The organism is Pseudonocardia sp. (assembly GCF_035305885.1).
Taxonomy (GTDB): Bacteria; Actinomycetota; Actinomycetes; order Mycobacteriales; family Pseudonocardiaceae; genus Pseudonocardia.
The window spans coordinates 20163-37792 of the sequence record NZ_DATGOP010000018.1 but is presented as its reverse complement, the minus strand read 5'-3'; the positions used below and the strand labels follow the sequence as shown (position 1 = coordinate 37792).

The window sequence follows — 17630 nt, the reverse complement described above, 5'->3', positions numbered from 1 at the left end:
CGTGCGGGTCCTGCACGTCCAGCACCAGGACGACTGCCCGCCCGGCCTGGTGGGGGAGCGGCTGGCCGAGCTCGGGGCCGACCAGCTCGTGGTCGACGCGCGCGACCCGCTGCCCGACCCCACCGGGTTCGACCTCGTCGTCACGCTCGGGTCGGACGACTCCGCCGCCGACGAGTCTGTGCCTTACCTGCGTCGGGAGTGGGAGCTGTTGGCACGGGCGGTGCGCGCGAATGTCCCGGTCCTGGGCATCTGCTTCGGCGCGCAGCTGCTGTGCCGGGTCCTCGGCGGGATGGTCCGGCCCGCCCCGGGCGGGCCGGAGATCGGCTGGTTGCGCGTCGACACGACCGAGCCGGACCTCGTCGAGCCGGGACCGTGGCTCGTCTGGCACCTCGACCTGATGGAGCCGGGCCCGGAGAGCACCGTCGTCGCGCGCACCGATGTCGGTGTGCAGGCCTTCCGGCACGGGCCGCACCTCGGCGTGCAGTTCCACCCCGAGGCCACGCTCGCGAGCGTGCGGGTGTGGGCCGAGCGCTACCGCGGGTCGCTCGACCGGCTCGGCCTCGACCCCACGGCCCTGCTCGAGGAGACCGAGCGGCGCGCCGCGCAGGCGCGCGCCCGGCTCGACGCCCTCGTCGACCGGATGCTCGCCCGGGCCGGGGTCGGGGTCTGATCCACTGTGGCCTCGGCGGTGCACGAGCCGAAGCCACGCCCGCAGCCGGAGCCCAGGCCGTAGCGTCGAGGCATGACTCCCGAATCGAACGGGCCCGGGCCGACCGACCGGTTGCGCGCCCTGCACGTGCCCGGCACGCCCTTGGTGCTGCCCAACGCGTGGGACGCGGCGACGGCGCGTGCGGTGGTGGCGGCGGGCTTCCCGGCCGTCGCCACCGCGAGCGCCGCCATCGCCCCCGCCCTCGGCTACGACGACCACGAGCAGACGCCGCCGGACGAGATGTTCGCGGCGGTGGCGCGGATAGCGGCGGCCGTGGACGTCCCGGTGACCGCCGACGTCGAACGCGGCTACCGGCTGCCCGCGGCCGAGATCGCCGCTCGGCTGTCCGCCGCGGGCGCCGTCGGGTGCAACCTCGAGGACACCGACGCCCGGACCGGCGGGCTCGCCCCGCTGTCCGAGCAGGTCGAGCTGCTCGCGGGCGTCCGGGCGGCCGCCCCGGACCTCGTGATCAACGCGCGGGTCGACGTGTTCCTGCACGGTTCGGGCCCCCGCGAGGAGCTCGTCGCGGAGGCGGTGCGGCGCGGGAGGGCGTACGTCGAGGCCGGGGCGGACTGCGTCTACCCGCTCGTGGTCGACGGGCTGGACCTCGACGTGGCGAGGGCGCTCGTCGACGGGATCGGCGCGCCGGTGAACCTCGCCTACCTGCCGGGCGGGCCGTCGCTCGCCGAGCTCGCCGGGGCCGGGGTGGCGCGGATCAGCTTCGGACCAGGGCTGTTCCGGCTGCTGCACGGCCACCTCGACGCCGCGCTGCGCACCATCGCGGCAGGCGGCGACCCCTACGCGCGCTGATCCGGGGCGGCTGGCGGGTAGGCCTCCTGGCGAGGCCCGGTTCAGCGCGGTGCGGCGTGGCGCAGGCCCGCGAGCGCGGCGACGACCGCGTCGCGGTAGGCGCGGGTCCGGTCGACGGCGTTGCCGGTCATCAGCCCGAAGTGGCCGTTGCCGGGCGCGCCGTCCGGGGCGGCGAGGACGCGCCGGCACGCCTCGCCGAGCTCGTGGCCGGCCAGCACGAGGTCCATGACGGGCTGCGGGACGACCATGCGGATCGTCGCGCCGAGGCCCTCCCGGCCGTCGGCGTCGACGACGCAGACCCAGCCGCAGTTGAACCAGCGGCCGTCGAGCTCCTGCAGGCCGCCCTCCAGGCCGACGCCGTGGTCGGCGCCCAGCGCCTCGCGGGCGCGCCGGGCGCGCATCCGGGCGCCGAGCCTGGTCTCGTCCTCGCTCAGCGGCTGGTCGGGGACCGACGAGTCGACCTCGCAGCCCTCGACGGAGCGCTGCTCGTCCGGTCGCAGCGCGGCGTACGCGAGCCGGACGGACTCGATCTTGACGGGGTTCTTCGAGCCGACGGCGACGAGCATCGCCCGACGATCGTACGGCGAGGCCGCACCGCCCGCGCCACGCGGGTCGTCACCGGCCGCCGGCTCGGCCCGTGAGCACCTCCTCGTCGAGCCCGAACACCCGGATCGCGATGTCCTGGAAGAACTCCTTCAGCTCTTCCGGGCTCAGCGGCAGGGCGTCCTGCATCCGCACCTCCTCGGGCACGTACTCGTACGGGTAGTCCATCGCGTACATCACGCGGTCGGCGCCGACGACCTCCCTGGCGTACATGATGGTGGGTGCCCACGGCATCCCGCTCGTGGTGAGCCAGATGTTGCGGCGGAAGTACTCGCTGATCTTCAGCTCCAGCGGCTTGATCGCCTCGTACCGCCTCGCCGCCACCTGGCCTGCGTGCATGTAGTCCAGCCGGTAGAACCAGTACGGCAGCGCCTCGCCGAGGTGGCCGACGACGAGCTTGAGCCGGGGGAACCGGTCGAACACACCCGAGGTGATCATCCGCAGGAGGTGGGTGGCGGTCTCGACGCCGAACCCGAAGATCGCGCCGTCGATCCCGGCCTCGTGCATCGGCCGGATCATGTCGTTCGGCGGCGTGTTCGGGTGCAGGTAGACCGGCACGTCCAGCGCTTCAGCGGCTTCGAGGAGCGGGCGGAAGCGCGGCTCGTCCAGGTAGTGGCCCTTGATGTGCGAGTTGCAGATCAGGCCCTTCAACCCCAGCGTGTTCACCGCCCTGTCCAGTTCGTCGACGGCCGACGGGATGTCGTCGAAGCCGACGGCGGCGAGCCCGGAGAACCGGGTGGGGTGCTTGCGCACGGCCTCGGCGATCCGCTCGTTGGCGAGCGTCGCCATCTCGCGGGCGTGCTTGTCCTCGAGCACCTGCGTGCCGGGCGAGGTCAGCGCGAGCACGGCGTGGTGGACTCCCGCGGCGTCCATCTCGGACAACCGGGTCTCACCGAGGTCGGTCAGCCGGCTGCGCACGAACCGGGGGCGTTCGGCGTCGCTGGTCAGGTAGTGGCCCATGAGGCTGCGGAAGCCGATGTCGTCGGTGTCGGGCAGCAGCTCGCGGTACAGGTCGAACAGCTCCGCGGGGGCGTAGGCCTCTTCTGTGGCGATCCGCAGGTAGCTCATCGTCATCCTTTCGCCGCAACGGGGGGTCCGGGCAGGTCCACAGCGGAGGAGAGGCGGCGGCGGAACACGACCAGCGCGGCGGCCGACGCCGCAGCGACGGCGGAGGCCACGACGAGGGCCGCGAAAACCACGCCCGTGGCGCCGTCGGTCCAGTCGAGCAGCCAGCCGATCAGGTAGGGGCCGAGGATGCCGCCGACGCGGCCGATGCCGAACATCATCCCGGTGCCCGTGCTGCGCAGGTGCGCCGGATAGGTCTGGGCGGCCAGCGTGTCCAGGGCCGACTGCCCGCCGATGATCCCGAGGCCCGCGAACCCGGTGGCGACCAGCGGGGCCACCGAACCACCGGTCACGCCCACCAGCGCCACCGCGAGCGTGGCGATCGCCATCAGCGTGACCAGGCCCTTGGCCAGGTCGGCGCGCATCGTGTCGCACAGGGTCGCGACCGTGATCCCGCCGACGATGCCGGCCAGCTGCAGGATCGCCAGGAACCAGAACGAGGCCGCGAACGTGTTGCCGCGCTGCTCCATCACCGACGGCAGCCACCCGGACAGGCCGTAGATGCAGAAGAGGATCATGAAGGCGCACACCCACAGCGCGATGCTGCTCGGCCGGAGCCGGCGCCCCACCACGGTGCCGAGCATCTCCGCTGTCGAGGCGCGTTCCCGCGGCTGCAGGAACCGCGCACCCTCGTAGTCGCGGTCCGGCCGGATCTTCGCGAGCGTGCGCGCGACGTCGGCGTGCCGCCCGCGCAGCACCAGGAACTGCACCGACTCCGGCAGCAGCGGGCGCAGCAGCACGGCGAGCAGCAGGGGCGCCGCGCCGATCCAGTACAGCGACCGCCACCCCGCCGTCGGCGTCACGTAGATCCCCACGAGCGAGGCGAGCACCCCGCCGAGGCAGAACCCGGCCAGTGCCGCGGCCACGACCCGGTTCGCCGACCGGGCCGGCGCGAACTCGTTGATGTAGGCCGTGCCCAACGGCATGATCACGCCGAGGAACAGGCCGGTCAGGAAGCGCATCAGGACGAACGAGCCGAACCCGTGCGCGGCCACGGCGGTCAGCAGGCTGAACAACCCGGCGCCCGCCAACGCGGCGAGCAACACCGGCCGTCGCCCCACCCGGTCGGCGATCGGGCCGTGGACCAGCGCGCCGACGAGGAACCCGATGAGGCCGGAGGAGACCAGGAACCCGGTCTCGCTGTGGCTGAGGTGCCACGGCTCAGCGGTGTAGTGGATGACGTAGGCCGGGTTGAGCGTGTCGTAGCCGTCGAACAGCAGAGCCAGCAGGACGGCGGAGACGAGCACCAGGTGGAAGCGGCCGAACCGGGCGCTTCGCAGTTCTCCGGTGGCATCGATCGGTTGCGTGGGCGACAAGGGACTCCTGCCTCTCGGGCACCGCGATGTGACCTCGGGACCGAGACAAGCACGCACTTCGAATCAGAGGAAGATCTTGCTTCTAGAATTCCGCTATGGCGAAACCGACGCTCGGATCGGTGGACAACGCGCTGCAGTTGGTGCAGCTGCTGGCCCAGCACCGGGCGCTACGCCTGTCCGAGGTGGCCGAGATGCTGGCCGTCGCCCCGTCCACAGCGCACCGCCTGCTGAACACGCTGCGCGCGCAGGGTTTCGCGGTGCAGGACAGCCGCAACGGCCCCTACCGGCCAGGTCCGGTGCTGGAGGAGATCGGGCTGGCTGCGGTGCACCGGTTCGACGTCCGTCAGGTGGCCAGGCCGGTGTTGGAGCGGCTGTGGACGCAGACGGGGGAGACGGTGAGCCTCGGCGTGCTCGAGGGCCGGGAGATCCGGTTCGTCGACGGGATCGAAGGGACCCGCACGGTGCGGGTCGGGAACCGCACGGGGGTGTGCATCCCGGCCCACTGCACCGCGGCGGGCAAGGCGATCATGGCGGTGCTGCCGCGGGCCGAGTTCCAGCGCCGGTTCGCCGGTCGGAGCCTGGAGCGGCGGACGGAGGCGTCGGTGTCGAGCTGGCCCGAACTGACCAGGGAGCTCGCCGCGATCCGCCGGGCCGGGTTCGCGATGAACGTCGAGGAGGGCGAACCCGGCGTATGCGCGGTCGGGGCGGCGGTACGGGACGCCACCGGGGTGCCGGTCGCGTCGGTCAACGTGGTGCTGCCGTCGAGCCGGATGCCGACCAAGCGGGTCGGGCGGTCGCTCGCCGGCATGGTCGTCGCCGCCGCCGGGGCGGTGTCGGAGGCGTTGCGGTCGGGCGGGTGAGCGCCTCTCGGGCCAGGCCGGGCTCGTGGCTTGTACGGACCGGCCGGTGTCAGGCGCCTGCGTCCGCGCCCGCCGCCTGCAGCAGCCGCTGCCGGGCCAGGCGCTCCACCAGCTCGGGGAGGGCGGGGCCGGGCGCGCCGCTCAGGTCGACCCGGCTCCCCACGACCACGCGGCTGATGACCGACGGTTGCACCCGCGGGGCGAACTCGGCGGACAGCCGGGCGACGGCCGCGGCGACCGCGGGGTCGTCGTGGACGACCGGGTCGACCGGGGAGTGGTTCGACGGCATGGACATCTCCGGGACGTTATCGGGCACCGTGCGGCGGGGAGCATCGCCGACACGCGGGGAGGCGGCAAGGGACTTACGACTCTTCGGGGGTCACCGACCCGGGGGTGGGCCGGCCGGTCCCGCGGACGAGGCGGCGTCCGCTGAGCCGCTGCAGCGGCACGGCGATCGTGTGCTCCGTGCGGTTGGGCGCCCAGGGCTCGGGAAGGCGGGTGGCGAGCTTGGCGAGGCGTTCGGGCACGACCACCTCGTAGGCCGCGCCGACGCCGAGCACCGTCCACCCGGTGCGGGTCTCGGGGTCGATCTGGTCGACCTGGAAGGCCACCACCGAGTTGCGGGCGGCGGCTGCGAGCTTGCTCCCGTCACCGGTGCGGAAGACGATCTCCTGGCCGTCCAGGAGGTAGTTGACCGGCAACGCGGCCGGGAGGGCGGCATCGGTGAAGACGACGCGGCCGATCTCGCTTCCCGCGAGCAGGCGAAGACACTCGGCCTCGTCGAGCTCGATCAACTCGGCGGTCGCCGCGGGGTCTGCGGATGCCACAGCCGCTCCTGTCCTTCGCACCCGTCTCTGTTGCACTCGGACCGGCGACCACGATGCCCTGCCGCTCGGCTTGCGGACAGGGTCGAAGGTCCCCATCGGGCGAGTTCCACGATCACGGGTCGATCACAGGGGCGGCGGTGGTGATCCGCCGACCCCGCGGAGAGCTCCCGCGGAGCTCTCCGCGGAGCGGGCGGGTGTCAGGCGAGCCGTCGTCGGCGCACCCCCGGGTGGTCGTGGACGGGGCGCAGCAGCAGGTCGTCGCGCTCGTCGTCGTCGCCGTGCAGCGTGGCGAGCACCCGTCGTTCCTCGAGCTCGACGGCAGCGGCGTTCGCCGAGCGCCGGTCCGCCTGCGGACGGGCCGGCATCTTCGGGGCTGGGTTCTTCGCCCGGGCTGCGCTCTTCGTCGCAGCGACCGTGGTCGAGTCCATCGTCCCTCCTCACTCGTCGTCGATACCGTCTCCCGGGCACCTCGGCGGCGACAGGGCAGGAAGGCCCGGTTTGTCGGGACGTGCCGCCCCGGCGTTGCGCCCGTCGGCGGGGGTCGCTCATCCGGTCGGGGCAGTTCAGCCGGAGCGACCGGGGCCCGCATGGCCGTTGGTCCGGGGTGTGGCCCGGTGGTACGACGGTGGGCCGTGCTGCGGGGCGAGCATCGTGGAGGTCCCAGTGCACCAGGAGCGCATGTCGCACGGCGACGGGGGACAGGACGGCGATGACCCCGCACGGGACGCCCCCGTGCGCGCGGACCCGTGGCCCGAGCCCCTCGGGGATCCCTTCGACGGGGACGCGGTCGTGCAGGTGCTGTTCCGCACCGCGCTCGACCTGCGCCTGCTGCGGTCGCAGGTCGACGGCGAGGCGCGCGACGAGCTCGACCGACTGCTCGAGGGGCTCGACGCATCGATCCGGCGCATCAGGGTGGCCGTGCTCGACCACCGCGGTCCCGGCTGACCCGGCGCCCTGGCGCGGTCCGCGCCACGTCCCGCCCCGGTCGGGACCTTCGGCCCTGGGGCGGCCCGGTGCCGCTGGAGAAGTCTGGGGTGGAGGGCGCGGGAACGCGCTCTCCGGCGGGGAGGGGGGTCGCGCACCGGGGTCACCGGCGTGCGGCGCAGGCCGCAACGGGTGCGTTCGGGCGGAACGCTCGGACGCACCCGTCCCCGGCACTCGCCTCCGGCGCTCCAGCCGCGCCGATCGCTGTCGGTCCTGCATCGCGCGTGTCCGCCGCACCCCGCCGGGCCGGTCCGTCCGGACCGGCGGCTGCCGCCCTGTCTTCACGAATCGCACCCCGGATCACGCGCGGCGGGCGCCATGATCAGGAGTGCACTTACACCTTAGCAATCAACTGACCTGCGCAAGTAGTGCTGCGGAGCCGAGCACCACCAGTGCGACGACCTTCGCCACCTCCAGCGCCACGTACCACAGGTGGGCCCGCGAGCGGCTCGGGTCGCCCCCGGCGAGCACCTCGTCCGAGCGGCGGGTGAGGACGGGGCGCACCACCGCGAGCTGCGCCACCAACAGCCCGCCCGCGAGCACCGCGGCGGCGAGCACCGGGACCGGGCGGGCGCCCGCCAGCGCGAGCGCGGCCCCGACGACCACCAGCAGCGCGATCTCCACCTTGTTCAGCGCGGCGAACACCAGCCGCCCGATGCCCAGACCGAGCTGGACCGTCACGCCCGGCGCCCGGAACTTCAGCGGCGCCTCGAGGAACGAGATCGCCAGCACCATGCCGAGCCAGGTGAAGGCTGCTGCCGCCACCACGTCCACGTCCCTGCGCTCCTTCCTGTGATCACGGTGTGTCGTACCCTCGACACGGTGAGTCGTGCAGCGGGCCCGGGCGGGTCGCCCGGGGCGGTGGGGTGACGAACGGCACGTCGGGCGGCGGCAAGGCCCCGCGGGGGCTCGGCCGGCCTCCACGATCGCCCGCCCCGACCGCTGTGACCAGCGACGATGGTCCCACCGGGAGAGGACTCCCGCCCCTAGGGGCCGAGGTCCCCAGCCGCTGACCCACCGCCCGCAGGACGGGGATCATCGGTCTCGGGATCGACGACGAAGGTGCGCCGAGGTGCGCAACGACGACGAAGGGAGGACGGCGTGCGCCCTGATCCGGACCAGGTTCCGGCGCCGGGTCGACTGCCGCGTCGCGGCACGGACCGCGTGGAGGACCTGGTGGCCTGGATCCTGTCTGCGGCGGCTCTGCTGCTGATCGTCGTCGCGGGAGTGGTCGGGTTGGCGGTGCACGGCAACGAGCTCGAACGCGCCGAGCAACAACGCGACACCACCTACGCGACGCGCGCGGTGCTGCTCGAGCCCGCGCCGGTGGAGGTCGGCGAGGGCGGGTGGCCGGTGCCCACCCGGGCGCTCGCGGCGTGGACCGACCGGTCCGGCCGGGAGCACCGCGGGATGGTGACCGTCGACGGGGCCCAGCCGGCCGGGGCGCAGGTCGAGGTCTGGGTGGACGACGCGGGCGAGATCACGAACCGCCCGCCGAGCGCGGCGAGCGCCGTCGTGGCCGGGGTCGCCGTCGCGGTCGGGATCCTGTGCGCGGGTGGCACGCTGCTCGTCGCCACCTGGCTCGGGGCGCGCTACCTCATCGGGCTCGTCAACGACCGGCGGTGGGAGCGCGAGTGGGCGGCCGTGGAGCCGCAGTGGCGGCGCAACCTGCTCTGAAGGGCGTTCCGGCCGTATCGGGTCCTTCCGCCCGTACACCCGGGCCCTTGGCCTCCGCCGCCGCGGCGCGGCCGCGCGCACCCTGGCGCGGTCCGCAGCTGCAGGGAGGTGGGCGGTGCTTCCGAGTCCCGAGCTCGTCGAGATGACCCGCGGCGAGTGCCTGCGACTGCTGGCGAGCGAGCGCGTGGGCAGGGTGGTGTTCACCGAGGGTGCGTTGCCCGCGGCCTGGCCGGTCGCCTACGTGCTCGACGGCGAGGAGGTCGTGTTCCGCGCCGCGCGGACCGGCCGGCTCGCCACCGCGACCGTGGGACGGGTGGTGGCGTTCGAGGTCGACCGGGTCGCGCCGGACACGCGGACCGGGTGGAGCGTGCTGGGCATCGGCGCCGCGTACGAGATCGTGGATCCCGCCCGGGTGCGGGACCTGGTGCGCCGCGGGCTGCCACCGTGGTCGCGGCGTTCCGACATCGCGGTCGGCATCCCGCTGCCCCTGCTGTCGGGCCGCCGGATCGGCCCTCGCTCCCGCGGCGCGCCCGCCGCGGCGGCACGGCGGTAACCGCCGCCGGTACCGGTTACGCGCGCGGGATCCGCCAGCGCACCGTGGTGCCCCGCGGGCGGCGGCGGGTGACGTGGCACTCGCCCTGGTGGCGTTCGGCGCGGCGACGCATGTTGTGCAGGCCGCTCGCGCGCGGGACGTCGCCGATGCCGACGCCGTCGTCGTGGACGGTCAGGACCAGCTGCTCGGGTTGGACGCTGAGCTCGACGGTCGCGTTCTTGGCGCGCGCGTGGCGGGCGACGTTCGCCAGCGACTCGCGCAGGACGGCGACGACGTCCTCCGCGACATCGGGCGGCAGCGTGTCCACCGGGCCTTCGAAGCGCACGGCCGGGTCGAACCCGAGGGCCTTGGCGGCGTCGGCGGCGACCTCGACCAGCTGGGCCCGCAGCCCGTCGGGGGCGGCGGTGCGCTGGTCGTGGAGCTCGAAGATCGTGGTGCGGATCTGGCTGATGGTGGCGTCGAGATCGGACACCGTGGCGAGGATCCGATCGGCCGCGCGGCCGGGGCCGAGGCTGGTCGCGACGCTCTGCAACGAAAGCCCTGCGGCGAAGAGGCGCTGGATGACCTGGTCGTGCAGGTCGGCGGCGATCCGGTCGCGTTCGTCGAGCATCGCGGCGCGCTGCTGCTCGGCGCGGGCCTGGGCCAGCTCGACGGCGATGGCGGCGTGGTTGGCGAAGCTGGTGGCCATGTCCAGGTCGGTGTCGGTGAACGCGAGCCGGCCGCGCTTGCGCACCGCGGCCAGCACGCCGCGCGGGCCCCTCGAACCGAGCAGCGGTACGACCATGACCGGTCCCACGTCGAGGCGGGTGACGTTGAGGGCCTCGCGCTCCTCGACGTCCTCCAGGTGCGGCAGCCGGAGCGGCTCGCCGCTGCCGAACACCCGGCCGACCAGGGTGCCCGCCACCGGAACCCGGGTGCCGCGGTGCACCCCCGACGGCTCGGCCTCGGCGACCTCGGCGATGCGCAGCTGGTCGTCCCCGGCGGGAAGGGACACGGTGATGAGGTCGGCCTTCGCGACCTCCATGCTCAGCCGGGCGATCAGCTCGAGCGGGGGGCGCCCGTCCTCCGCCTCGGGCGACAGCAGCTGGCGGGTGATCGTGGCGGTGGCCTGCAGCCATTCGCTACGGGTGCGGGCGGCCTCGTAGAGGCGCGCGTTCTGGATCGCGACCGCCGCCGTGGCGGCGATGGCGCTGCAGAGCTCCTCGTCCTCGGCGGTGAACGCGCCCTTGGTGCTCTCGGTCAGGTAGAGGTTGCCGAAGACCTCGTCGCGGATGAAGATCGGCACGCCGAGGAAGCTCGTCATCGGCGGGTGGCCGGGCGGGAAGCCCGCCGACCGCGGGTCGTCGGAGATGCGGGCCAGCCGGATCGGGCGCGGGTCGTCGATGAGCGCCCCGAGCAGCCCTTTGCCCTGCGGCAGGTGGCCGATGCGCTCCACCGTGCCCTCCGGGAGGGCGGTGTGGATGAACTCGGCCAGCCCGCCCGCGGGGGCGATCACGCCGAGCGCGGCGTACTTGGCGCCGACCAGCTCGCGCGCCGCGGCGACGATGCGCCGCAGCACCGCGGGCAGGTCGAGCCCGGCGATGACCATCTGGTTGGCCCGCAGGAGCCCGCGCAACCTGCCCTGGGTCGCCATGACCTCCTGGGCCCGCTCGACGAGCTGGGTGAGCAGCTGGTCGAGCTCCATGCGGGGCATGTCGGGGAACGTGAGCTCACCGGGGGCCGGGGTGGGGACCGATCCGGGGGCGACGCGGCGGACCGGACCCTGCGCGTACTGGCCGCCGCCCTCCTGGCGCAGGTCCTCCCCGCTGATCCTCGACGTCTGCTCCTCGGCAGGGTCCTTCTCCTCGGACGACATCCGCTCGTCGGATCGCACAGCACGCCTCTCGGGTCTCACCAGGCGGGGCGTGCTTCCGGTTGCCCCGCACGCCCATGCTGCTCGTCCCGGCCGGTATGCACAACGCGACAGCGGGACCGCCGGACCGGTGGGGCGGGACTTCCGGCCCTGCCGGGTGCCGAGCGGGCGGGGCAGTCTCGTGGTGTCGGAGCGAGCGGGCGTCCACGTCGCCGCTGTCGCGCGGGGGCGCACAGCGTGCGCGGCGCCCGGGCACCGGCGTGGACCGTTGACGGGCGGCCCACACCGGAGACCTCCGACACGGCCCGGGGGTTGCCGAGCTGCACTGGGGAGCGGGGCCCGGTGGCTCCCGGGCCCCGCTCCCGCAGCCGCCGCGGGTCGGGCGGGTCAGGTCGGCCAGGTCAGGCCGTCTGTGCGATCTCCTCTTCCAGCTCGTCGTCCACCTGCACGAACACGCCGGCGAGCGAGCGGACCAGATCGGTGGTGGTGACGACGCCCACGAGCTGGTCCTCCGCGGTGACGAGCACCGCGTCGGCCCCGGTCTCCTGCATGACGCGCGCGACCTCGGACCGGCGCGCCGTCGCGGCGACGGTCGGCGAGGGCCGCACGATCTCGGCGATCGGCCGCATCCAACGCCTGACCACGGGCCCGGAGATCAGCTGGTCCACGACGTCGGACTCGTGGAGGAGGCCGAGGCAGCGGGTCCGGTCCCGCACGGGCACCCGGTCCAGCACGGGCAGGTGCCGCACCCGGTTCTCGGCCATCAGCTTCAACGCGGTCGCGAGGCCTGCGTCCCACGCGATCGTGACGAGGGGTGCCGTGATCAGCTCCGTGACGAGCGGGTCGTCGTGGTCGTGCTCCGGCGCCGCTGCCCGTCGCCACGGGCGGGGCCAGGTCCTCGCGATCGTCATCGTCGAATCGACCCCCTCTCACCTCGATCTTCCCGATTACGAAGATGCCCCTTCGGCCCTGCCCCTGCCAGGGGCGGACGACCCGTGCGGCGGTGGCCGAGGTCGCCGGACGGCCCGGCCGGTGGGCGACCGACGGCTCCTCGGCTCGGGACCATCGCCCCTTCCGGGCGGGCGGCCGGATGTGGTCTGCGTCGGGCCGGGCCGAAACACCCCCGGACGGGGGCCCGTCGTCCCGTGGCGCCGCTCGCCGCGTCGGCGCACAGTGAGGGGTGCCCGGCGGGTCCTGCTGCCGGCGGCCGGAAGGAGGATCCGTGGAGACCCGCGCAGACCGCCCGGTGGTGGTGGGGGTGGACGCCTCGGACTCGGCCCGCGCCGCAGCGGGCTGGGCGGCTGACCTCGCCGCCGCCTGGGCCGCCCCGCTGCACCTCGTGCACGCCGTGCCCGACGGGTCACCCGAGGTGGGGTCGGCGCCGCCGGCGTGGCTCGTGGAGCTGACCGACGGGGCCCGGCGGGCCGGGGCGGCTGCGAGCCGCACCGAGGTCGCTGCGGGGGCCCCGGCCGACGTGCTCGCCCAGCGCGCGCCGCAGGCCGGGATGCTCGTGCTGGGCAGCTACGGCGACGGGGCCATCGCCGGCATGCTCGCCGGCCACGTCGCGCTGGCGCTCGCCGGGAACGTGCCCTGCCCGGTGGCCGTCGTGCGCGGCGCGGGCCCCGAGGCACCGCCTCCGCGCCGCGGCCCCGTGGTCGCGGGCGTCGACGGCTCCGCCACGGCCCGGGCCGCCGGCCTCCTCGCGGCGGACCTCGCCGCGCGGGCCGACACCGAGCTCGTGCTCGTGCTCGCCTGGACCGAGGTCGTCGATGCGGACGGGCGCCTGCGCCGCCGGGTGGACGAGGTCGGCCACGAGCGGGAGGCGGGGGAGCGGCTCGCGGCCGAGGCGCGCGCTGTCGGCGGGGCCCACCCCGGCCTGGACGTGCGCACCGAGCTGGTGCACGACACCCCGTTGCGGGCGCTCCTGCACCGTGCCCCCGACGCGCGGCTGCTCGTGGTCGGCCACCGCGGCCACCGGCCGGCGCGCGGCCTCGGGCTCGGCTCCACCAGCCGGGCGCTGGTCGAGTTCGCGCCCTGCCCGGTGGTGGTGACCCCGCCCGTCCCGGACGGCGCGGGCCCGTCGTGACCCGGGCCGGTCAGCCGCCGGTCAGCCCGGCGCGCACCGCGTTGGCGTAGCGGTCGTCGACCAGGACGGGGGTACGGCCGGCGGCGTCGAGGATCGAGGCCGCGATCGAGGCGCGGTAGCCGGAGCCGCAGTACACCCACACCTCGCCCTCGGGCACCTCGTCGAGCCGGGCGGTGAGCTCGTGCAACGGGACGTGCACCGAGCCGGCGACCGCGCCCGCGGCGCGCTCCTCGTCGCGCCGGGTGTCGAGCACCGTGATCCGGGATCCGGGCGCGGCCAGCGCGGCGGCCAGCCCGGGGAAGTCGCTGACCGGGTAGGAGCGCAGCGGATCCCCGCCGGCGAGCCGGCGGATCTCGCCGCAGGCGGCGCCGGACAGGTGGTCGATCCCGATCCGGACCAGCTCGCGGCGGGCCTGCGCCACCTGCTGCGGCGACTCCCCGATCAGGGTGAGCGGGGCGTCCCACGGGTGCAGCCAGCCGAGGTAGGTGACGAAGCTCGCAGACAGCTCGAACCCGAGCGAACCGGCCAGGTGCGCGGTGGCGAACGCGCCGCGCGGCCGCAGGTCCACCACCCACTCCCCGGCGGCGGCCCGCCTGCGCAGCTCGGCGGGGTCGACCGGTTCGGGCGGGGAGAGGTCGACCGGATCGGGCCCTCGCCGGTTGAGCGGCGCCATGTGGACGTAGTAGGCGGGGTGGGCCCCGAGCCCGGCGATCAGCGTCTCGACGAAGTCGGGCTCGGACATGACCAGCGCGGGGTTCACCCGCGCCTGCGCGCCGACGGTGGAGGCGCCGCCCGCGGTCGGGGTGGCCGCGCAGAAGCTGCCGAACCCGTGGGTGGGGTAGACCGGGGTCTCGGCGGGCAGCTCGGCGGCGAGCCGGCGCACCGAGCGGTACTGGGCGTGGGTGAGCGGGCGCGTGTCCTGCGGGCTCACCAGGTCGGTGCGCCCCGTGGCGCCGTAGAGCATCGAGCCGCCGGTGAACACACCCCGGGCCCGCCCCGCGGCGTCGAGCAGCACGTAGCTCACGTGGTGGTGGGTGTGCCCGGGGGTGTGCACCACGCGCAACCGCATCCGGCCGGCCTCGAGCACGTCCCCGTCGAGGACCTCCTGGTGCTCGAAGCGCAGGTCGTCACCCGCGCCGAGCACGTAGGTGGCCCCGGTGGAGCGCGCGAGCTCCAACCCGCCGGAGACGTAGTCGTTGTGCACGTGGGTCTCGACCACGTGGCTGAGCCGCAGCCCGGCGGCGTCGAGCCGGGCGGTGAACCGGTCGATGTCGCGCTGCGGGTCGACGACCACGGCGGTCCGCCCGTCGTGGGCGAGGTAGCTGCGGTCGCCGAGGCCCTCCGTCTCGACGGTCTCGACGTGCAGCGCCGCCACCGGGTCGGTGGGGACGCCTCCGGCCGGTGTCGCCTGGGTCATCACGGGCCCCTTCCGACGGGCGGACTTCCGCTCCGTCCGGCTCGTCCGCCGAGCCCGCGCCGTTACCCCGCCGCGGCCTCGAGCAGGAGGTCGGCCAGCTCGGCGGGACGGGTGAGCATGCAGTCGTGGCCGGTGCGCAGCTCGCGGACGCGGGTCGGCGCGCCGTCGGGCCGCGCCGCGGGGGCGGGCCTGCGTTGCATCCCGGGCGGCTCGCTGCCGACGCACAGGACGTAGGTCCGGGGGATCGACGCCTGGGCCGGGCTGTCCAGCTCGGCGGGTTCGGCGAAGCAGCGGACCGACTCGTCGCCCAGCGTGGTCTCGAGCCAGGCCACGTCGTCGGGGTCGGTGACGCCGAACAGGCCGATCGGCGCGGGGAGTGCGGGCGGCGGCGGGATGCGCCACGGCTCGTCGCCGCCCGAGGCCGCCTCGATCATCGGCCGCGTGGCGGGCACGACGTCGACGACCGTCTCGCCGTGCTCCGGCACCAACGCGTCGACGTACACCAGGCCGGCGAGGCGTTCGGGGATCCGGTTGGCCACCGACGAGATCACCATCCCCGCGTAGCTGTGCCCGACGAGGATGACGTCGCGCAGGTCCTCGGCGAGGACGAGCCCGACGACGTCGTCGACGTGGGTGGTCAGTCCGACCTCGGGGCCCAGCAGGTGCGCCTTGTCCCCGTGGCCGGTGAGCGAGGGTGCGAGGACCCGGTGGCCCTCCGCCGCGAGCAACGGGGCGACGCGCCGCCACACCCGCCCGTCGTGCCACGCGCCGTGGACGAGGAGGTACGTGTGGTGTCGGGTCGGCATGACGGCCCCTTCTCGTTGAGCGGTTGGGCGCGCGGGCCGCGTCCCGGGCACGAAGGCTAGGCAGCCGATGGGTGCCCATCGGTGACGTCCGGTCGGTGAGCCTGCGCCCCGGCCCTGCTCCCCGGCCCTGCCTTCCTCGCCGACTGCTCCCTAAAGCTGGTGATCGAGGTCGTTGCGAGCAAGCGGGCGGTGGTCACGATCTTCGCCCTCTCGGCCGCTCCCTCGTGGAGCCCAACGCGGCGCTGACGGAGTGGGCGAGGGCGGATGGCGAGGCCGTCGTCGCCTTCCAGCGGGCGCGGTCCGACCCTCCGGGGCACCCGCGACCCGGGAGTACGGCGGAGGCGGTGCGCAACCTTGCCACTGAGCGGCAACGAATGCTGGGGTCGGCCGGCGGACGCGGCCAGGATGGGCTCGGCACGACAGGTCGCAGGAGGGAGTCGCATGCCGCGGGACACGGTCGAGTCCGTGCGCGTCGAGGAGGTCGAGCTGATCTACCGCGTCGTGGGAGACGGTCCGGAGCTGGTGGTGCTGCTCCACGGCTGGCCGCAGACGCGCGCCTGTTGGCGGAAGGTCATCGGCCCGCTGAGCCGCGGCCGCACGGTGGTGGCCCCCGACCTGCGCGGGTACGGCGACTCGGGGCTCGCCGCGACCGGGTACGGCAAGCGCGCGACCGCGCGCGACCTGAGCGGCCTGATCCGGGCGTTGGGCCACGAATCCGCGATCGTCGTCGGCCACGACCGCGGCGCGCGGGTCGCCCACCGCTGGGCGCTCGACCGCCCGGCGGAGATCGACGCGCTGGTGCTGCTGGACATCCTGCCGACGCGCGTCGTGATGAACTCGTTCGACCGCGACTCGGCGAGCGCGATGTTCCACTGGTTCCTGCACCGGCACACCGACCTCGCGGAGACGTTGATCGCGGGCGACGTGGAGGCCTACCTGCGCCACTTCCTCGGCGGGGTGGTCGCCTCCGGGGCCGTCGACGAGGCGACGTTCCGGCACTACGTGGCCGCCTTCAGCGACCGGGCGCACCTGCGCGCGTCGCTGGAGGACTACCGGGAGGGCTTCACGTCGGACCTCGAGCTCGACGAGGCCGACCACGCCCGCGGGGCGCGGGTGCGGGCCCCGCTGCTCGCCCTCTGGGGCGGCCACGGCGGCCTCGCCGGCCGCGACGTCGTGGGGATCTGGAAGGAGCACCACGCCGATCCGGCGGCCGTGAGCGGGCACGCCCTGCCGTGCGGCCACTACCTCCCCGAGGAGGCGCCGCAGGGCGTCGTCGACGCGGTCGAGACGTTCCTCGCGCACCTCGAGCCGCGAGCGGGCGTGGCGTCGTGACCGTCCTCGACCTCTCCGCCGAAGAGCTGCTGACCACGACCCGCGCGGTCCGCCACCGCCTGGACCTGGACCGCCCCGTCGACCCGGCGCTGCTGCGCCGGTGCGTCGAGATCGCGCTGCAGGCGCCGAGCGGGCGCAACGAGCAGGGCTGGAACTTCGTGATCGTCACCGAGCCGGAGCGGCGCGCGGCGCTCGCCGAGCTGTGGCGGCGCGGCCTCGGGCAGGGCGACAGCTCGATGTCCGAGGCGGCGCTGCGCCGCGCCTACCGCACCCCGGGCTCGATGGAGAAGGTGTGGAGCGGGCTGCGCCACCTCGGCGCGAACCTGCACCGGGCGCCCGCGCTGGTGGTGCCGTGCATCGAGGGCCGCACGGACGGGCTCGGCGCCGACCGGCAGGCGAGCCGCTGGGCCTCGCTGCTGCCCGCGGTGTGGAGCTTCATGCTCGCCGCCCGCTTGCACGGTCTCGGCACCGTGTGGACCACCGGCAACATGGCGGTGGAGCGGGAGGTCGCTGAGCTGCTCGGGATCCCGTACGACTCCGTCATGCAGGCCGCGGTCATCCCGGTCGCCCACACGATCGGCACGGAGTTCACGCCCGCGCCCCGGGTGCCGGTCGACGAGGTCCTGCACTGGAACAAGTGGTAGCGGACCGAGCTCTGCGCGGGGTGGCCTGC

20 protein-coding genes are annotated in these 17630 nt (G+C 74.8%); 9 read left to right on the top strand and 11 right to left on the bottom strand.

Annotation, left to right across the window (positions count from 1 at the left end):
• Position 1: 1 nt before the first annotated feature.
• Together VKZ81_RS02985 and VKZ81_RS02980 are read left to right on the top strand one after the other, a co-directional pair.
• Positions 2-670: a type 1 glutamine amidotransferase gene (locus tag VKZ81_RS02985; protein ID WP_324239825.1), complete on the top strand. Its 669-nt coding sequence runs from the start codon at positions 2-4 to the stop codon at positions 668-670.
• Between the two features lie 72 nt (positions 671-742).
• Positions 743-1519 carry an isocitrate lyase/PEP mutase family protein gene (locus VKZ81_RS02980; protein ID WP_324239824.1) on the top strand — a complete coding sequence of 259 codons (777 nt, stop codon included), beginning with the start codon at positions 743-745 and terminating at the stop codon, positions 1517-1519.
• A gap of 41 nt (positions 1520-1560) precedes the next feature.
• Here the strand turns inward: VKZ81_RS02980 and VKZ81_RS02975 are convergent, their stop codons facing one another.
• Genes VKZ81_RS02975 through VKZ81_RS02965 form a run of 3 tightly spaced genes read right to left on the bottom strand, consistent with a single transcriptional unit; the run spans position 1561 to position 4563 of the window.
• Positions 1561-2085: an inosine/xanthosine triphosphatase gene (locus tag VKZ81_RS02975; RefSeq protein WP_324239823.1), complete on the bottom strand. Its 525-nt coding sequence runs from the start codon at positions 2083-2085 to the stop codon at positions 1561-1563.
• Positions 2086-2134: 49 nt separating this feature from the next.
• On the bottom strand, positions 2135-3190 hold the full coding sequence (locus VKZ81_RS02970) for an amidohydrolase family protein (RefSeq protein WP_324239822.1): 1056 nt from the start codon (positions 3188-3190) through the stop codon (positions 2135-2137).
• Between the two features lie 2 nt (positions 3191-3192).
• On the bottom strand, positions 3193-4563 hold the full coding sequence (locus tag VKZ81_RS02965) for an MFS transporter (RefSeq protein ID WP_324239821.1): 1371 nt from the start codon (positions 4561-4563) through the stop codon (positions 3193-3195).
• A gap of 95 nt (positions 4564-4658) precedes the next feature.
• Here VKZ81_RS02965 and VKZ81_RS02960 point away from each other — a divergent pair, with 95 nt between their 5' ends.
• Positions 4659-5423 carry an IclR family transcriptional regulator gene (locus VKZ81_RS02960; protein WP_324239820.1) on the top strand — a complete coding sequence of 255 codons (765 nt, stop codon included), beginning with the start codon at positions 4659-4661 and terminating at the stop codon, positions 5421-5423.
• Between the two features lie 49 nt (positions 5424-5472).
• Here VKZ81_RS02960 and VKZ81_RS02955 read toward each other — a convergent pair whose 3' ends face one another.
• The 3 genes from VKZ81_RS02955 to VKZ81_RS02945 all read right to left on the bottom strand — a co-directional run bounded on the left by VKZ81_RS02955 (position 5473) and on the right by VKZ81_RS02945 (position 6678).
• On the bottom strand, positions 5473-5718 hold the full coding sequence (locus VKZ81_RS02955) for a hypothetical protein (protein ID WP_324239819.1): 246 nt from the start codon (positions 5716-5718) through the stop codon (positions 5473-5475).
• 67 nt (positions 5719-5785) lie between these two features.
• Positions 5786-6250, bottom strand: a complete 465-nt coding sequence (locus VKZ81_RS02950) for a pyridoxamine 5'-phosphate oxidase family protein (RefSeq protein ID WP_324239818.1) — start codon at positions 6248-6250, stop codon at positions 5786-5788.
• A 197-nt stretch (positions 6251-6447) separates the two neighbouring features.
• Complete coding sequence (locus VKZ81_RS02945; RefSeq protein ID WP_324239817.1) at positions 6448-6678, bottom strand: hypothetical protein; 231 nt, start codon at positions 6676-6678, stop codon at positions 6448-6450.
• A 223-nt stretch (positions 6679-6901) separates the two neighbouring features.
• On the opposite strand from VKZ81_RS02945, the gene VKZ81_RS02940 reads away from it, so the two are divergent.
• Entirely contained in the window at positions 6902-7195 is a 294-nt protein-coding gene (locus tag VKZ81_RS02940) for a hypothetical protein (RefSeq protein ID WP_324239816.1), read from the top strand.
• A 387-nt stretch (positions 7196-7582) separates the two neighbouring features.
• Here VKZ81_RS02940 and VKZ81_RS02935 read toward each other — a convergent pair whose 3' ends face one another.
• A complete protein-coding gene (locus VKZ81_RS02935; protein WP_324239835.1) occupies positions 7583-7969 on the bottom strand; it encodes a hypothetical protein in 387 nt (128 codons plus the stop codon).
• A 327-nt stretch (positions 7970-8296) separates the two neighbouring features.
• Here VKZ81_RS02935 and VKZ81_RS02930 point away from each other — a divergent pair, with 327 nt between their 5' ends.
• Together VKZ81_RS02930 and VKZ81_RS02925 are read left to right on the top strand one after the other, a co-directional pair.
• Positions 8297-8911: an Rv1733c family protein gene (locus VKZ81_RS02930; RefSeq protein ID WP_491723607.1), complete on the top strand. Its 615-nt coding sequence runs from the start codon at positions 8297-8299 to the stop codon at positions 8909-8911.
• Positions 8912-9026: 115 nt separating this feature from the next.
• On the top strand, positions 9027-9464 hold the full coding sequence (locus VKZ81_RS02925; protein ID WP_324239814.1) for a pyridoxamine 5'-phosphate oxidase family protein: 438 nt from the start codon (positions 9027-9029) through the stop codon (positions 9462-9464).
• Positions 9465-9480: 16 nt separating this feature from the next.
• Here VKZ81_RS02925 and VKZ81_RS02920 read toward each other — a convergent pair whose 3' ends face one another.
• Positions 9481-11337 carry a sensor histidine kinase gene (locus tag VKZ81_RS02920; RefSeq protein WP_324239813.1) on the bottom strand — a complete coding sequence of 619 codons (1857 nt, stop codon included), beginning with the start codon at positions 11335-11337 and terminating at the stop codon, positions 9481-9483.
• A gap of 380 nt (positions 11338-11717) precedes the next feature.
• The gene (locus tag VKZ81_RS02915) at positions 11718-12227 is read right to left on the bottom strand and encodes a CBS domain-containing protein (RefSeq protein WP_324239812.1); all 510 of its coding nucleotides are present in this window, start codon (positions 12225-12227) and stop codon (positions 11718-11720) included.
• 311 nt (positions 12228-12538) lie between these two features.
• Here VKZ81_RS02915 and VKZ81_RS02910 point away from each other — a divergent pair, with 311 nt between their 5' ends.
• The gene (locus VKZ81_RS02910; RefSeq protein WP_324239811.1) at positions 12539-13402 is read left to right on the top strand and encodes a universal stress protein; all 864 of its coding nucleotides are present in this window, start codon (positions 12539-12541) and stop codon (positions 13400-13402) included.
• A 10-nt stretch (positions 13403-13412) separates the two neighbouring features.
• On the opposite strand, the gene VKZ81_RS02905 is transcribed toward VKZ81_RS02910, so the two are convergent.
• Both VKZ81_RS02905 and VKZ81_RS02900 read right to left on the bottom strand, forming a co-directional pair.
• Positions 13413-14819 (bottom strand): MBL fold metallo-hydrolase, encoded by a 1407-nt coding sequence (locus VKZ81_RS02905; protein WP_324239810.1) that lies wholly within the window; start codon positions 14817-14819, stop codon positions 13413-13415.
• A 62-nt stretch (positions 14820-14881) separates the two neighbouring features.
• Positions 14882-15625 carry an alpha/beta hydrolase gene (locus VKZ81_RS02900; RefSeq protein ID WP_324239809.1) on the bottom strand — a complete coding sequence of 248 codons (744 nt, stop codon included), beginning with the start codon at positions 15623-15625 and terminating at the stop codon, positions 14882-14884.
• 441 nt (positions 15626-16066) lie between these two features.
• Here VKZ81_RS02900 and VKZ81_RS02895 point away from each other — a divergent pair, with 441 nt between their 5' ends.
• Entirely contained in the window at positions 16067-16957 is an 891-nt protein-coding gene (locus VKZ81_RS02895; protein WP_324239808.1) for an alpha/beta fold hydrolase, read from the top strand.
• On the top strand, positions 16954-17601 hold the full coding sequence (locus VKZ81_RS02890; RefSeq protein WP_324239807.1) for a nitroreductase family protein: 648 nt from the start codon (positions 16954-16956) through the stop codon (positions 17599-17601). The genes VKZ81_RS02895 and VKZ81_RS02890 overlap by 4 nt, the downstream gene beginning before the upstream one ends.
• Positions 17602-17630 lie beyond the last annotated feature (29 nt).

Excerpts from the sequence above, each read along its gene's own strand:
- VKZ81_RS02895 (WP_324239808.1), top strand. The coding sequence starts at position 16,067 with ATGCCGCGGGACACGGTCGAGTCCGTGCGCGTCGAGGAGGTCGAGCTG.
- VKZ81_RS02935 (WP_324239835.1), bottom strand. The coding sequence starts at position 7,969 with ATGGTGCTGGCGATCTCGTTCCTCGAGGCGCCGCTGAAGTTCCGGGCG.
- VKZ81_RS02945 (WP_324239817.1), bottom strand. The coding sequence starts at position 6,678 with ATGGACTCGACCACGGTCGCTGCGACGAAGAGCGCAGCCCGGGCGAAG.
- VKZ81_RS02980 (WP_324239824.1), top strand. The coding sequence starts at position 743 with ATGACTCCCGAATCGAACGGGCCCGGGCCGACCGACCGGTTGCGCGCC.
- VKZ81_RS02970 (WP_324239822.1), bottom strand. The coding sequence starts at position 3,190 with ATGAGCTACCTGCGGATCGCCACAGAAGAGGCCTACGCCCCCGCGGAG.
- VKZ81_RS02915 (WP_324239812.1), bottom strand. The coding sequence starts at position 12,227 with ATGACGATCGCGAGGACCTGGCCCCGCCCGTGGCGACGGGCAGCGGCG.
- VKZ81_RS02975 (WP_324239823.1), bottom strand. The coding sequence starts at position 2,085 with ATGCTCGTCGCCGTCGGCTCGAAGAACCCCGTCAAGATCGAGTCCGTC.
- VKZ81_RS02905 (WP_324239810.1), bottom strand. The coding sequence starts at position 14,819 with ATGACCCAGGCGACACCGGCCGGAGGCGTCCCCACCGACCCGGTGGCG.
- VKZ81_RS02900 (WP_324239809.1), bottom strand. The coding sequence starts at position 15,625 with ATGCCGACCCGACACCACACGTACCTCCTCGTCCACGGCGCGTGGCAC.
- VKZ81_RS02960 (WP_324239820.1), top strand. The coding sequence starts at position 4,659 with ATGGCGAAACCGACGCTCGGATCGGTGGACAACGCGCTGCAGTTGGTG.
- VKZ81_RS02955 (WP_324239819.1), bottom strand. The coding sequence starts at position 5,718 with ATGTCCATGCCGTCGAACCACTCCCCGGTCGACCCGGTCGTCCACGAC.